Source organism: Streptomyces iakyrus, assembly GCF_000717055.1.
GTDB lineage: Bacteria > Actinomycetota > Actinomycetes > Streptomycetales > Streptomycetaceae > Streptomyces > Streptomyces iakyrus.
Window position 1 is genome coordinate 31937 of sequence record NZ_JNXI01000038.1, and the last position, 13009, is coordinate 44945.

General features: G+C 72.4%; 14 protein-coding genes and 1 tRNA gene. 10 read left to right on the forward strand and 5 right to left on the reverse strand.

Annotated elements, in window-relative coordinates; genetic code table 11:
- Positions 1-49: 49 nt before the first annotated feature.
- From OO68_RS39335 to OO68_RS39350, 4 genes are all read left to right on the forward strand, one after another.
- The gene (locus OO68_RS39335) at positions 50-400 is read left to right on the forward strand and encodes a metallopeptidase family protein (RefSeq protein WP_033314281.1); all 351 of its coding nucleotides are present in this window, start codon (positions 50-52) and stop codon (positions 398-400) included.
- Positions 401-487: 87 nt separating this feature from the next.
- Positions 488-1018 (forward strand): hypothetical protein, encoded by a 531-nt coding sequence (locus tag OO68_RS39340; protein ID WP_033314282.1) that lies wholly within the window; start codon positions 488-490, stop codon positions 1016-1018.
- Positions 1019-1341: 323 nt separating this feature from the next.
- Entirely contained in the window at positions 1342-3216 is a 1875-nt protein-coding gene (locus OO68_RS39345; RefSeq protein WP_033314283.1) for a DEAD/DEAH box helicase, read from the forward strand.
- Positions 3217-3432: 216 nt separating this feature from the next.
- Positions 3433-3505 (forward strand) — tRNA-Lys (locus tag OO68_RS39350).
- A gap of 60 nt (positions 3506-3565) precedes the next feature.
- On the opposite strand, the gene OO68_RS39355 is transcribed toward OO68_RS39350, so the two are convergent.
- Together OO68_RS39355 and OO68_RS39360 are read right to left on the reverse strand one after the other, a co-directional pair.
- Positions 3566-4414, reverse strand: a complete 849-nt coding sequence (locus OO68_RS39355; protein WP_051814990.1) for an RNA polymerase sigma factor SigF — start codon at positions 4412-4414, stop codon at positions 3566-3568.
- A gap of 343 nt (positions 4415-4757) precedes the next feature.
- Entirely contained in the window at positions 4758-5252 is a 495-nt protein-coding gene (locus tag OO68_RS39360; protein ID WP_167345945.1) for a MarR family winged helix-turn-helix transcriptional regulator, read from the reverse strand.
- A 133-nt stretch (positions 5253-5385) separates the two neighbouring features.
- Here OO68_RS39360 and OO68_RS39365 point away from each other — a divergent pair, with 133 nt between their 5' ends.
- The 5 genes from OO68_RS39365 to OO68_RS39385 all read left to right on the forward strand — a co-directional run bounded on the left by OO68_RS39365 (position 5386) and on the right by OO68_RS39385 (position 9543).
- Positions 5386-6558 (forward strand): PP2C family protein-serine/threonine phosphatase, encoded by a 1173-nt coding sequence (locus tag OO68_RS39365; protein WP_245237398.1) that lies wholly within the window; start codon positions 5386-5388, stop codon positions 6556-6558.
- 138 nt (positions 6559-6696) lie between these two features.
- Positions 6697-7614 carry an STAS domain-containing protein gene (locus tag OO68_RS39370; RefSeq protein ID WP_033314286.1) on the forward strand — a complete coding sequence of 306 codons (918 nt, stop codon included), beginning with the start codon at positions 6697-6699 and terminating at the stop codon, positions 7612-7614.
- Positions 7611-8024 carry an STAS domain-containing protein gene (locus tag OO68_RS39375; RefSeq protein WP_033314287.1) on the forward strand — a complete coding sequence of 138 codons (414 nt, stop codon included), beginning with the start codon at positions 7611-7613 and terminating at the stop codon, positions 8022-8024. The genes OO68_RS39370 and OO68_RS39375 overlap by 4 nt, the downstream gene beginning before the upstream one ends.
- A complete protein-coding gene (locus OO68_RS39380) occupies positions 8024-8467 on the forward strand; it encodes an anti-sigma regulatory factor (protein WP_033314288.1) in 444 nt (147 codons plus the stop codon). The genes OO68_RS39375 and OO68_RS39380 overlap by 1 nt, the downstream gene beginning before the upstream one ends.
- A complete protein-coding gene (locus OO68_RS39385) occupies positions 8467-9543 on the forward strand; it encodes an ATP-binding SpoIIE family protein phosphatase (RefSeq protein WP_033314289.1) in 1077 nt (358 codons plus the stop codon). The genes OO68_RS39380 and OO68_RS39385 overlap by 1 nt, the downstream gene beginning before the upstream one ends.
- Before the next feature lie 305 nt (positions 9544-9848).
- Here OO68_RS39385 and OO68_RS39390 read toward each other — a convergent pair whose 3' ends face one another.
- The 3 genes from OO68_RS39390 to OO68_RS39400 form a co-directional block, all read right to left on the reverse strand.
- On the reverse strand, positions 9849-10355 hold the full coding sequence (locus OO68_RS39390; RefSeq protein WP_033314290.1) for a MarR family winged helix-turn-helix transcriptional regulator: 507 nt from the start codon (positions 10353-10355) through the stop codon (positions 9849-9851).
- Between the two features lie 118 nt (positions 10356-10473).
- Positions 10474-11115: a GTP cyclohydrolase II gene (locus OO68_RS39395; RefSeq protein ID WP_033314291.1), complete on the reverse strand. Its 642-nt coding sequence runs from the start codon at positions 11113-11115 to the stop codon at positions 10474-10476.
- A gap of 133 nt (positions 11116-11248) precedes the next feature.
- Positions 11249-11764, reverse strand: a complete 516-nt coding sequence (locus tag OO68_RS39400; protein ID WP_033314292.1) for a MarR family winged helix-turn-helix transcriptional regulator — start codon at positions 11762-11764, stop codon at positions 11249-11251.
- A gap of 109 nt (positions 11765-11873) precedes the next feature.
- Between OO68_RS39400 and OO68_RS39405 the strand changes: the two genes are divergently transcribed.
- A complete protein-coding gene (locus OO68_RS39405) occupies positions 11874-13004 on the forward strand; it encodes a dihydrofolate reductase family protein (protein WP_033314293.1) in 1131 nt (376 codons plus the stop codon).
- Positions 13005-13009: the final 5 nt, after the last annotated feature.

Genomic DNA, 13009 nt, shown 5'->3' on the forward strand with positions numbered 1-13009 from the left:
CGGCGCCGGGAGGCTCTCGTACGGCGGGGGTGTGGCCGACAATGGGCCTGTGCTGGAGATGACGCGTGAGGAGTTCGAGGAGCTGGTCGCCGAGGCGCTCGACCGGATCCCGCCGGAGTTGACCCGACTGATGGACAACGTCGCGGTGTTCGTCGAGGACGAGCCGCCGGCGGACGATCCCGAGTTGCTCGGGCTGTACGAGGGGACTCCGCTGACCGACCGGGGGGAGTGGTACGCCGGTGTGCTGCCGGACCGGATCACCGTCTACCGGAATTCGACGCTGCGGATGTGCGAGTCGCGGGAGGACGTCGTCGCGGAGACGGAGATCACCGTGGTGCACGAGATCGCGCACCACTTCGGCATCGACGACGAGCGCCTTCACGCCCTGGGCTACGGCTGACCGGGTTGTGAATGCGGGGCGCGTGTCCTCTTGTGGGCGGCGGGAGTTGGAGGTGTTGACTCCATCACCCTTTCCGGAGGTGGCCCCGTGCGCCCCTTGTACGTACCCGTCCGACTGGCCGCCACGGTCGTGGCGGTCGCCGCTGCCGCCGGCTGCATGAGCGTCGGCGACGATGCGGGTGGGAGCGTCAAGCCGTCGCACTCCGCCGGGCAGCGGGGCGGCGAGGCGCCCGACGGCGGGCCGGCGGTGTCGGGCGGTGGCGCGGGGTTCGGCGCGGCCGGTGCTGAGGGGGAGCGCAGGCGCGGCAAGGGCGAGAAGCGCAAGAAGGGCAAGGGGGGCGGGGCGGGGGCGTCGGCGTCCCCCGAGGCGTCGCCGAGCGCCGACGCGAGCCCGACGGCGCCGGGGCAGGTGGAGCCGGGGAAGCCGCCGCGGCCGACGGTGAAGCCGCCGGCCCCGCCGACGCCCACCCGGACGGCCGAGCCGGAGCCCACGCCGACGCAGCAGGAGCCGACGACGTCTCCGGAGCCGACGCCGGAGCCGTCGTCGTCGGCGCACGAGCCGCCGGGGCCGCAGCTCGCCCAGCGGGAGCCGGCGCCGGAGGCGGGGGCGCCGGCGTAAGGGGGCGGAAGGGGCGCCGGAAGTTTCCTCCTGGGGCGGGAACAATCCCGGCCGGGGGGTGGTTGGAGTCCTCGGGACGCTGTCCGGTCGTCGGGCGGCTGCCCACTGCCGTCTGCACAGTCCGGTTTGCCTTGTGGGGCCCGGAGTGCGTATGGTGGCAGATCGTTTGATCCCATCTTGCCCGGCGCCACTGCAGAGCGCGCCGTGTGGCGCGTACTCTCCCTTGCCGTGGTGGACCGCATTGAGGCGGTCGTATTGCGAATCGCGAATCACGGAGTTGACGGGCGCGTGCCGACTGAGACTCCGGAAGGTTTCGCATTCGCATGTCCATCGCCAGTACTGATCACGTCGTCGTGCCCGAGAACGAGGCAGCCGAGGACGCCCCCGAGGTCACCTTCGCGGACCTCGGTCTCCCCGAAGGCGTTGTGCGCAAGCTCGCGCAGAACGGCGTGACCACCCCCTTCCCGATCCAGGCCGCGACCATTCCGGACGCCCTGGCCGGCAAGGACATCCTCGGCCGTGGCCGTACCGGCTCCGGCAAGACCCTGTCGTTCGGTCTGCCGACCCTGGCGCGTCTCGCCGGCGGCCGCACCGAGAAGCACAAGCCGCGCGCGGTCATCCTCACCCCGACCCGTGAGCTCGCGATGCAGGTCGCGGACGCCCTCCAGCCCTACGGCGACGTCGTCGGCCTGAAGATGAAGGTCGTCTGCGGCGGTACGTCGATGGGCAACCAGATCTACGCCCTGGAGCGCGGCGTCGACGTCCTCGTCGCGACGCCGGGCCGGCTGCGCGACATCATCAACCGTGGCGCCTGCTCCCTGGAGAACGTCGAGGTCGCCGTCCTCGACGAGGCTGACCAGATGTCCGATCTGGGCTTCCTGCCCGAGGTCACCGAGCTGCTCGACCAGGTCCCGGCCGGCGGCCAGCGGATGCTGTTCTCGGCCACGATGGAGAACGAGATCTCCACCCTGGTCAAGCGTTATCTGAGCAACCCGGTCACGCACGAGGTCGACAGCGCCCAGGGCAACGTCACGACCATGTCGCACCACATCCTCATCGTGAAGCCCAAGGACAAGGCGCCGGTCACCGCCGCGATCGCCTCCCGCAAGGGCCGCACGATCATCTTCGTCCGCACCCAGCTGGGCGCCGACCGTATCGCCGAGCAGCTGTGCGACGCCGGTGTGAAGGCCGACGCGCTGCACGGCGGTATGACGCAGGGCGCGCGCACCCGCGTGCTGGAGGACTTCAAGAAGGGCTACGTCAACGCGCTCGTCGCGACCGACGTCGCCGCCCGCGGTATCCACGTCGACGGCATCGACCTGGTGCTGAACGTGGACCCGGCCGGGGACCACAAGGACTACCTGCACCGGTCCGGCCGTACCGCGCGTGCGGGCCGCTCCGGCACCGTCGTGTCGCTGTCCCTGCCGCACCAGCGGCGCCAGATCTTCCGGCTGATGGAGGACGCGGGCGTCGACGCCTCGCGTCACATCATCCAGGGCGCCGGTGCCTTCGACCCGGAGGTCGCCGAGATCACCGGTGCCCGGTCGATGACCGAGGTGCAGGCCGAGTCCGTGGGCAACGCCGCGCAGCAGGCCGAGCGTGAGGTCGCCCAGCTCACCAAGGAGCTGGAGCGGGCGCAGCGGCGTGCGAACGAGCTGCGCGAGGAGGCCGACCGCCTGATCGCCCGGATCGCCCGCGAGCAGGGTGAGGACCCCGAGGCCGCGGTGGCCGAGGCCCAGGCTGCGGTGGTGGCCGCGGCGGCCGAGGTGTCCGTGCCCGAGCAGCCGGCGGCGCAGGACGTCGACCGGGCGGACCGGGACGACCGTGGTGGTCGTGGCTTCGAGCGTCGTGACGACAGCCGTGGTGGCGGTTTCCGCCGGGACGACCGTCGTGATGACCGGGGTGGCCGTTCCTTCGAGCGTCGTGACGACCGTGGTGGTCGTGGCTTCGAGCGTCGTGACGACAGCCGTGGTGGCGGTTTCCGCCGGGACGACCGTCCGGGCCGCTCCTTCGAGCGCCGGGACGAGCGCGGTGGGCACCGTGGCAGCGACCGCCCGTTCAATCGCGACCGCCAGGGCGACCGCCCCGGCTTCCGCTCCTCCGGCCACGACCGCCCCTCCGGCCGTCGTGACGACCACCGCGGCGGCGGTTCGTTCCAGCGCCGCGAGGACAAGCCGCGCTGGAAGCGCAACGGCTGACATCAGCGCATGAGGAGCGCCGTGCTCCGCCCCAACGGGCGGGCCACGGCGCTCCGTCGTTGCGGCGCGGGCTGCGCGGGGGCCGGGCTGACCCGCCCGGACGGGCCGGTTCATGTCCCTCATCGGCCCAGTTCGTCCCTCCGGCAGGGCCGTGACCCCGATACCCGATCGGAGTCCCGGCGTCGTCCGGCTATGCTCGTGGGGGCGACATCGCCTGGGCCCTTAGCTCAATTGGCAGAGCAGTGGACTTTTAATCCATTGGTTGTGGGTTCGAGTCCCACAGGGCCTACAGAAGAGCCCCGGTCCGGATCATCTCCGGGCCGGGGCTCTCGCCGTTGCTGGGGGCGTGTCAGCTCGTGGTCAGCATGCCCGACCGCAGGCGTGCCACCGTGCGTGAGATCAGCCGGGAGACGTGCATCTGCGAGATGCCGAGCCGGGCGCCGATCTCCGCCTGGGTCAGTTCCTCCACGAAGCGCAGGTGGAGGATGAGGCGCTGGCGCTCGTCGAGTTCGGCGACGAGCGGGGCCAGGGCGTGGAAGTCCTCGACGAGTTCGAGGGCCGGGTCCTCCTCGCCGATGAACTGCGACAGCGTCGTGTCGCTCTCGTCCGGGTCGCCGGTGACGGTCGCGTCGAGGGAGGAGGAGAGGTAGCCGTTGGCCGCGATCTGGGCCTCGACGACCTCCTCCTCCGACAGGTTCATCAGGGCCGCCAGTTCGGCCACCTTGGGGGCGCGGCCGAGGCGGGAGGACAGTTCCTCGGTGGCCTTGGCGAGTTCCGTACGGGCCTCCTGGAGGCGGCGCGGCACATGCACGGCCCAGGACGTGTCCCGGAAGAACCGCTTGATCTCGCCGATGATGTACGGCACCGCGAAGCTGGTGAACTGCACCTCGCGGGAGACCTCGAACCGGTCGATGGCCTTGATCAGCCCGATGACGCCGACCTGGACGATGTCCTCCATCGACTGCCCGCTGGTGCGGAACCGGCGGGCCGCGAAGCGCACCAGCGACATGTTCATCTCGATGAGCGTGTTGCGGGCGTACTGGTATTCGGGCGTGCCCTCCTCGAGGACGGCGAGCCGGTCGAGGAACTGCCCGGTCAGCCCGCGCGCGTCCTGCGGGGCGAGCTTCTGGGGTTCGGCGATCTGCGGCAGCTCCTCACCGGTGTAGGTGGCGGAATCCGTCGTCGTGCCGATGCGCATGGTCGCCGTCACGGGCCCTCCCTCTCAGTCCGGCCCGCTCCGATCCCCCGACAGGCCACCTCAAGCGCCGCTACCCGCCCTCGCCCCGGTCATGCCTGGCATATGCCCCGGCGAGACCTTGACCACAGTCGGCGCAGGTCGAGGCGGTGTCGGGGTACCCGGACCGGTACTGCGACGGCACGGGCAGGGAGGGTGGGCGGTGGGGTGCGCGAGAAAAAGCCATGGGGCTCACGGAACGGACAGTTGTCGTTTGACAACTATAGGTGGAGGGCAACAGCCTAGGCGTGCCGGACGTGCGCGGGGAAGGGACCGGAAGGTCCGACTCCGTGCGACGGCGAGAATTTCAGGCAGTCCGGGTACCGGACGAGCGGGAGTCTTCGGAGTCGTCGTGTATCTGGGCCGCCGCCGCGTCGCAGAACGCCTCGAGACCCTGCAGCAGCGCGACCCGCTTCGCCGCGGGCATCTGGTCGAGCACCGCGCGCAGCGCGTCCTCCCGGCGCGTGCGCAGGTCGGCCAGGAAGGCGCGGCCCCGGCCGCTGAGGTGCAGGCGGACCTCGCGCCGGTCGGCCGGACTCACCTCCCGCTCGACGAACCCGGCCGCCTGCAACCGGTCGCACAGCCGGCTGGTCGAGGGCGGTGTGGAGGCGAGCGAATCGGCGAGCGTCCGCAGGTTGATGCCCTCGTGGTGTTCGAGCATGAGCAGCACCCGCAGTTGGGACGCGGAGGCCGGCGCGGTCGAGGCCCGGCCCCACAGGACTTCCAGCAACTCCGCAGCCGTGGAGGTCACACGGGCGACCTCAGCGGGCTCGGGGCGGGGTCGGAGGGAAGTCACAGTCACACTCTCGCAGGCACCGGGATGGCCGTCAGCGTACTAGGCGTGTCGTGAACCGCCCGGGACCTGCCTCCCGCCCGTGGACAAGGACCGTTTCCCCGGACGCTCGGCGTCCCACCGAGGATGGTGAAAGACCACCGTGACCACGATCACGAGCAGATTCGTGGCCGCCGAGCGCGCCCTGCGCACGGCGGCGCCCCATCAACTGCTGGACGCGGTCCGTCGCGTACTGACCGATCAGTACGCGGCGGACTCCGTCGAGCTTTTCCTGGCCGACTACGGACTGACGGTGCTTCAGCCGGTGTCCGTGCTGCCGCACACCCTCCAGCCGGTGTCCGTGCACAACAGCCCGGCGGGCCGGGCCTTCGGTGCCCAGGAGCCGTACGTGGAGAGCCCCTCGGGCAATCACGTACGCGTGCATCTGCCGGTCACCGTGCGGGGCGACCGGCTCGGCGTGCTGACCGTCACCCTGCCGGGCCCGGAGCACGCCGAGGACTGTCTGGGCGAGCTGGCCGAGATCGCCGAGGTGCTCGGGCACGAGGTCTACGTGGCCGAGCGCGACACCGACCTCTACCTCCAGGCGCGCCGCCGGGACCGGCTCACGCTGGCCGCCGAGATGCAGTGGCAGCTCCTGCCCGGCCGCTCCTGTACCCGCCCCGAGTATGAGCTGGGCGCACAGCTGGAACCGGCGTACGCGATCTTCGGCGACAACTTCGACTGGTCCGCCTCGGCCGACCGGCTCAGCCTCTACGTCACCAACGGCATGGGCGAGGGCATCGAGGCCTCCCTGCTGACGAATCTGGCGATCAACGCCCTGCGCAACGCGCGCCGTGCCGGGCTGTCCATCGACGACCAGGCGGCCCTGGCCGACCAGGCGGTGTACGCCCACTACCGGGGCCGCTGCTACCTCTCCGTGCTCATGCTCGACTTCGACCTGGCCACCGGCCGGGTCCGGGCGGTGGACGCCGGGTCGCCGCAGATGCTGCGGCTGCGCCGGGGCGCGGTCGAGCGGGTGCCGTTCGACGCCCAGCTGCCGCTGGGCATGTTCGAGGAGACGGATTACGTGATCCAGGAGTTCCGGGTCGAGCCGGGCGACCGGCTGGTCTTCGTCAGCGACGGGGTCTACGACGTCGCCTCCCCGGGCGGCGAGGCCTACGGGGACGCCGCCCTGGCCCGGGCGATCCAGTCGACCCGGCTGCTGCCGGCCGCCGAGGTGCCCCGGGCGATCCTGCGCGAACTGACGGGGCACCGCGGCGAATCCACCCCGGACGACGACGCCCTCGTGGTGTGTCTGGACTGGCGTGGCCGGTAACGGACGGGGAAGGCGCAGGTGGGGGGCGCCGGTGGGCAGTTGTTTGGTGGTGCCGAACACCGGCACTAATGTTTGTCATACGGCAAGTAACGGCTGAGGCGCCGTCGGGCGACTCGGTCCGGCCCGTGCAAGGGAGCGATGCAAGTGTCGGTGTCGGAAGAGAACGCGGAACGGGAACCGGCCGCTCACCAGGTGAGCGCCTTTCTGGAACGGCGCCGGGAGCAGATCGCGCAACGCTGGGCGGACGCGGCGCTGTTCCGCACCGTCTTCACCGTCTCACGCGACGAGGCCGTGGAGGCGGGCAGGGCCGTGACCGCGGCGCTGGCGGCCGTGGCGGCCACGGGGCGGCTGGATGACCTCAGGGCGCCCGGATTCGAGGCCGTGCGCGACCAGTTGGGACGCATGGCGGCCTCCCGCGCCCGGACGGGCATGGACTTGGACGGCGTCGCCGGCGAGGTGGCCGCGCTGCGCGAGCCGGTGACCGAACTGCTGCGCGCCGAGTTCCCGGAGCCGTACGCCCCCGAGGCCCAGGAGGCCGTGCTGGCGCTGACGGTGCTCATGGGCACGCTGCGCCTGGTCGTGATGGAGACGACGGTCAGCGCGGGCGAGGAGCTGATCGCCCGGCAGCGCGAGCAGCTGCACGAGGTGGCCACCCCGGTGATCAAGCTGTGGGAGAGCACCGTCGCCGTCCCGCTGATCGGCACGCTGGACAGCGCGCGCAGCCAGGTGGTCATGGAGAGCCTGCTGGACGCGATCGTCGCCGAGCGCGCCCGGTACGCCATCCTCGACATCACCGGCGTGCCGACGGTCGACTCACTGGTCGCCCAGCACCTGATGAAGACCGTGGCGGCGGCGCGGCTGATGGGTGCCGAGTGCATCGTGTCCGGTATCCGGCCCGCGATCGCGCAGACCATCGTCCACCTGGGCATCGACCTCGGCACGGTGCTCACCCGATCGAGCCTGGCGGACGCGCTCGCCTACGCGCTGAGCGAGCAGGGGGTCGAGATCGCACCGCTGCGGGCGGCCGGCGCGACGGCGGACGCGGGCACGCGGTGACCGGGTTCGCGGGACACGGGCCCGCGGTCGGACACGGCTTCACCGTGCCGGTCCTCCAGCTGGGCGACGTCCTGCTGGTCACCCTCCAGGGGGAGCTGCACGACGGGATGGCCGAGCAGCTCCAGGAGGACATCACGGCCCGGATCTCGAACACCCGGGTGAGCGGCGTCGTGATCGACATCTCCGGTGTGGAGATCGTCGACTCGTTCCTGGGCCGGGTCCTCGCGGAGATCGCCGCCGGAGCCAAGCTGCTGGCGGCCCGTACGGTCCTGGCCGGGATGCGCCCGGCCGTGGCGATCACCCTGGTCGAGCTGGGGCTCACTCTGCCCGGCCTGCGGACGGCCCTGGACGTCGAACGTGCGATGGAACTGCTCGGCGTGACCACGCGCCGGGGCGAGGGGAGTCCATGATGCAGGCTTCCCGCCATGCCGGTCCCGCCGACCTGCCGATCGGCTCGGACGCCGATCTGGCGTGGGTGCGGCAGCAGGTCCGGCAGGCAGCCGCCGAGCTCGGCTTCGGGCTGGTGCAGCAGACCAAGCTCGTCACCGCGGCGAGCGAGCTGGCCCGCAACACCCTCGTGCACGGGGGAGGCGGCCATGTGCGGATCACCCCGCTGGACGCCGGGTCGACGCACGGGCTGCGGCTGGACTTCGTCGACACCGGGCCCGGCATCCGGGACCTGGACCAGGCGCTGACCGACGGCTACACCAGCGGCGGCGGGCTCGGGCTGGGCCTGAGTGGCGCCAAGCGGCTGGTGCAGGAGTTCGAGGTGGACAGCCGGCCGGGTGAGGGGACCACCGTCACCGTCACCGCCTGGGCCACCGTCGTACCGCCCTCCCGGACGGTGCCGTGATGAGCAGGGTCTGGGACGTGCCGGTGGAGGACGACTCGACGCGGGTGCGGGACGTGCGGGTGGCGGCCGAGGAGGCCAGCGCCTGCGCCGGTCTGCCCGCGAACCGCACCGCGACGGCCGCGCTCGTCGCGACGGAGCTGGCGACCAATCTGCTGCGGCACGCGGAGGGCGGTCGCGTGCTGATCAACCTCGTTGAGCGTGCGTACGACGACGGCCGGCAGCGGACGGCCGTGCAACTCGTCGCGCTCGACCACGGACCCGGCATCCCCGACGTCGCGGCGGCGATGCGCGACGGCTACAGCACGACCGTCGCAGCTTCGCTGGGAGCCGGGCTCGGGACGTGCCGGCGCATAGCGAACGACTTCGATCTGCACAGCGCGCCCGGCCGGGGCACCGTCGTGATGGCCCGGATCGGCCACGAGCCCGCCGTCCGCAACCAGGGTCCGCCCCCGCTGGGCCCGCGGACCGGGGGTGTCAACGTCCCCCTCGGCCGGGCTGAGGACTCCGGGGACGCCTGGGGGCGGGTGCGCGGCGGGGACCGGCTGACCCTGCTGCTCGCCGACGGGCTCGGGCACGGGGCGAAGGCTGCCGAGGCCTCCGCGGCGGCAGTGAAGGAGCTGCGCGGTCTGGCCGAGCTGCCGCCCACCGAGATTCTGCGAAGCCTGGGCCGGGCCCTGCGCCCCACCCGGGGCGCGGCCGTCGCCGTGGCCCAACTCGACCTGAAGGAAGCACAGCTGAGCTTCGCCGGGATCGGCAACATCGGTGCCCGGCTGCGGACCGAGGGTGCGTGGAAGCCGCTGCTGTCCCACCCTGGCATCGTGGGCGCGCAGGCGCCGGCGTCCGTGCCCGTGCAGCGGGTGCCCTGGCATGCGAACAGCCTGCTGGTCCTCCACAGCGACGGCCTGCCGAGCCGCTGGACGCCGCCCGACGACGGCGTACTGCCCGGCTGCGACCCGGCGGTGGCGGCCGCGGTGGTGCTCCGCGACGCGGGGAGCGCGGCCCGGCCGGCGCGGGACGACACGTGCGTGGCGGTCCTGACCGCAGGCGGCGTGAGCCGCCACGGCTCGGGAGCCTGAGAGCCCCCGAAGCCCGGGGTGCGTGCCCTGTTCGCTCGCTCGGACCGGCCGCTGTGGCCGTCCGCCCGGCTCGGGCCGGCCGACGGTGTTCGCGTCGTCCGGGCTGACGGGCGGTTCGGCCGCCGTGCTCCGGCTGTGCGGCCTGGTCGCCTGACTCGGGTCGGCCGGTAACCCGGTCGCTGCGCTTGGGTGGCCCGGCGCCCGGCCGGCCTCACCCGGGTTGGCCCGTGCGGCCCGTCTGTCTCACCCGGCTGACCTGTGAACCGTCCGTCCCTGCCCGGTCTCCGGCGTGGCCCGCCGGTTCCTCAGCGGTCGGCGGAGCCGTGGGCGTCGGGTGACTGCGTGTTCCGGGCCGTCAGGAAGGCCCGCAACCCCCTGCTCAGCGCTGCCCGTTCGGCCGGTTGCATGGCCGACAGCGCTGCCGTCAGGGCCTGGGTGCGGCGGTCGGCGACATCGCACAGGACGTGCTGTCCGTGTTGCGTGAGCCACAGTTGCACCTCGCGGCGGGTGTCCGGGTGCGGGGCGCGTTCCAGCAGGCCGGCCGCCGCGAGACGGTCGCAGAGGCGGCTGGCCGTGGGAAGGCCGATGTCCAGGCCGTCTGCCAGGGCCGTCAGATTCAGCCCCGGCGCCGCCTGCACGGTGCGCAACGCCCGCAACTGGTGCAGGGACAGGCGCAGGAACGCCTCCTGGGCGGCGACCGACCACAGCGCCGTCAGACTCTCCACGGCATCGGCGATCTGCGATGCGACGGCCTCCGGGCCATCGCCCGGACTCCTCGCCCGGTGGTCGCCGGGGCCGCCGAGATCGGTCACGAAACGGTCACTTCCATAAAGCTCCGGGTACTGATGAGGTCGCCCTCTTCCAAAGGCTGTACCCGATGAACCGAGAGGCAAGCAGCCCGGTTCAGTGCCCGGCCCGGCCGGCGGCGGCTCAGCCGGCGCTGAGCTCCGTCAGCGCGGCGAGCGGCAGCGTGTGCTGGGTCTGGAGGACCTTGGCGCGCAGGTAGCGGACGTTGTGTGCGGTGGTGAAGACGCCCGTGGGGATCCGGTCGCGGACGTCGACGCCCAGGGCCCGCAACTGGCCCGCCTTGTCGGGGTTGTTGGAGAGCAGGTCCAGTTCGCCGATGCCCAGGGCCCGGAGCATCTGGGCGGCGGCCGTGTAGTCGCGGGCGTCCTCCGGCAGCCCCAGCGCCGCGTTCGCCTCGTACGTGTCGAGCCCCTCGTCCTGGAGGGCGTACGCGTCCAGCTTGTTGTAGAGGCCGATCCCGCGGCCCTCCTGGCGGAGGTACAGCAGCACGCCGCCGCGCTCGGCGATGGCCTCGACCGCCTCGCGCAGCTGCGGGCCGCAGTCGCAGCGGGCGGAGCCGAACACGTCCCCGGTCAGGCACTCGGAGTGCAGCCGCACCAGCGGGACCGGGCCGGGCTCGCCGAGGACCACGGCCACGTGCTCCTGGCCGTCGGCCAGCCCGTGGAAGGTGACGAGCTCGGCGTCCGCCTCGTAGCCGTCGTGGAAGCGCAGCGGGACCCGGACGCGGGAGCGCGGGGTGGCGATGACGGCGGGGGTGTCGGGCATGCGGGGCCTCCGGGTTCCGTTTCCTGTTCGGCTGCACAGCCGTACTGTTTCAGATTTGAAGCAGGTCCACGTCCGGAACCCTACTCGTGCTTTAAATTTGAAGCAATCAGGATCCGGCATGGTGTGATGCGCGTCACGAACAGGTCGGTGACGACCTCCGCCGCCAGGGCACCTCGTCCGCCGTCGGCCGTGCACCGTCCTCCTGGAGCCCCTGCGCGATCGCCGCGGAGATCTCCTCCAGCTGACCCACCTGCTCCTCGCTGAGCCGGTCGAACAGGAAGCTCCGCACCGTGTCGACATGCCCGGGGGCCGCCCGCTCCAGCATGGCGAACCCCTCGTCCGTCAGCGCGGCGATGCTGCCCCGCTTGTCGTACCGGCAGGCCTCGCGCCGCAGCAGGCCGTCCTTCTCCAGCCGGGTCACCGCGTACGTCAGCCTGCTGCGCGTGATCTTCAGCCGCTCGGCGAGATCGGTCATGCGCAGCCGCCGTTCCGGGGACTCCGACAGGACGGACAGGATGGAGTAGTAAAGGTGCGGCATGCCGGCGTCCTGCTGGAGCTGCCGGTCGATCGCGTCCTCCAGGAGCAGGGAGGCGGCGATGTACGCGCGCCAGGCACGTTGCTCCTCGGGGGTGAGCCAGCGAGTCGTCATGCCACCAGTGTAGGTTTGTTTCAAACTTGAACCAAGCCCGCCTCGGTGACCCTGTCCCGCCTTGGCGAATCTGTCCAGTCCCGCCGTCCCGACCAGCCGCGGAGCGTCGATGCCACACCCGTACGTCCTGCTGTCCGCCGCCGTCTCCCTCGACGGCTACCTGGACGACACCGGACCCGACCGCCTGCTCCTGTCGAGCCCGGCCGACTTCGACCGGGTCGACGAGGTCCGCGCCGGGGTCGACGCCATCCTGATCGGCGCCGGCACCATCCGCGCCGACAACCCGCGGCTCCTGGTGAACTCCGGGGAACGCCGGGCCGTCCGCCGGGCCGCCGGGAAACCGGAGTACCCCCTGAAGGTCACCGTCAGCGGCTCCGGCGACCTCGATCCGGACGCCCGCTTCTGGCACACCGGCGGCGAGAAGCTCCTCTACACGACCGACCGGGGCGCCGAACGCGCCCGTGCCCAGGGCCTGGCCGCCGACGTCGTCCCGCTCGGCTCCGACCTCGACTGGCGGCGGCTGCTCACGCACCTGCACGACGTGCGGGGCGTGCGGCGGCTCATGGTCGAGGGCGGCGGCCTGATCCACACCCAGTTGCTCACCCAGGGCCTCGCCGACGAACTCCAGCTGGTCCTCGCGCCGCTCTTCGTGGGCGACCCCGGGGCACCCCGGCTCTTCGGCCCCGGCGGCTACCAGGGCGGCCGGCTCCGGCTGCTGGAGTCGCGGCGGATCGAGGACGTGGTCCTGATGCGCTACGAGCCGACCGCCCCGGGCACCGGCGCCCTGCCCGCCGCCGCCGACCACCACTGGCTGGCCCTCGCCTGCGATCTGGCCGAGCGCTGCCCGCCGTCGGACACGGCGTTCAGCGTGGGCGCGGTCGTGGTCGCCGCCGACGGCACGGAACTGGCCCGCGGCCACTCCCGCGAGGCCGGCGACCCGGTCGTGCACGCCGAGGAGGCGGCTCTCGCCAAGATCGACCCGGCCGACCCGCGCCTGCCCGGCGCGACGGTGTACAGCAGCCTGGAGCCCTGCGCCCGCCGCGCCTCCCGCCCCGCACCCTGCGCCCGGCTGATCCTCGACGCGGGCGTACGGCGGGTCGTCACGGCCTGGCGCGAGCCCGACACCTTCGTGACGGACGCCGACGGCAGCGGCCTCCTCGCGGCCCAGGGCGTGGAGGTCGTCGTCCTCCCGGAACACGAGGAGCGGGCCAAGGCCCCGAACCGCCACCTGCCGGGCTGAGCACC

What these genes read in the sequence shown, in the direction of transcription:
- OO68_RS39345 (WP_033314283.1), top strand. Translation starts at nt 1,342, where the DNA reads ATGTCCATCGCCAGTACTGATCACGTCGTCGTGCCCGAGAACGAGGCA.
- OO68_RS39355 (WP_051814990.1), bottom strand. Translation starts at nt 4,414, where the DNA reads ATGCGCATCGGCACGACGACGGATTCCGCCACCTACACCGGTGAGGAG.
- OO68_RS39370 (WP_033314286.1), top strand. Translation starts at nt 6,697, where the DNA reads ATGCAAGTGTCGGTGTCGGAAGAGAACGCGGAACGGGAACCGGCCGCT.
- OO68_RS39380 (WP_033314288.1), top strand. Translation starts at nt 8,024, where the DNA reads ATGCAGGCTTCCCGCCATGCCGGTCCCGCCGACCTGCCGATCGGCTCG.
- OO68_RS39385 (WP_033314289.1), top strand. Translation starts at nt 8,467, where the DNA reads ATGAGCAGGGTCTGGGACGTGCCGGTGGAGGACGACTCGACGCGGGTG.
- OO68_RS39395 (WP_033314291.1), bottom strand. Translation starts at nt 11,115, where the DNA reads ATGCCCGACACCCCCGCCGTCATCGCCACCCCGCGCTCCCGCGTCCGG.
- OO68_RS39400 (WP_033314292.1), bottom strand. Translation starts at nt 11,764, where the DNA reads ATGACGACTCGCTGGCTCACCCCCGAGGAGCAACGTGCCTGGCGCGCG.
- OO68_RS39405 (WP_033314293.1), top strand. Translation starts at nt 11,874, where the DNA reads ATGCCACACCCGTACGTCCTGCTGTCCGCCGCCGTCTCCCTCGACGGC.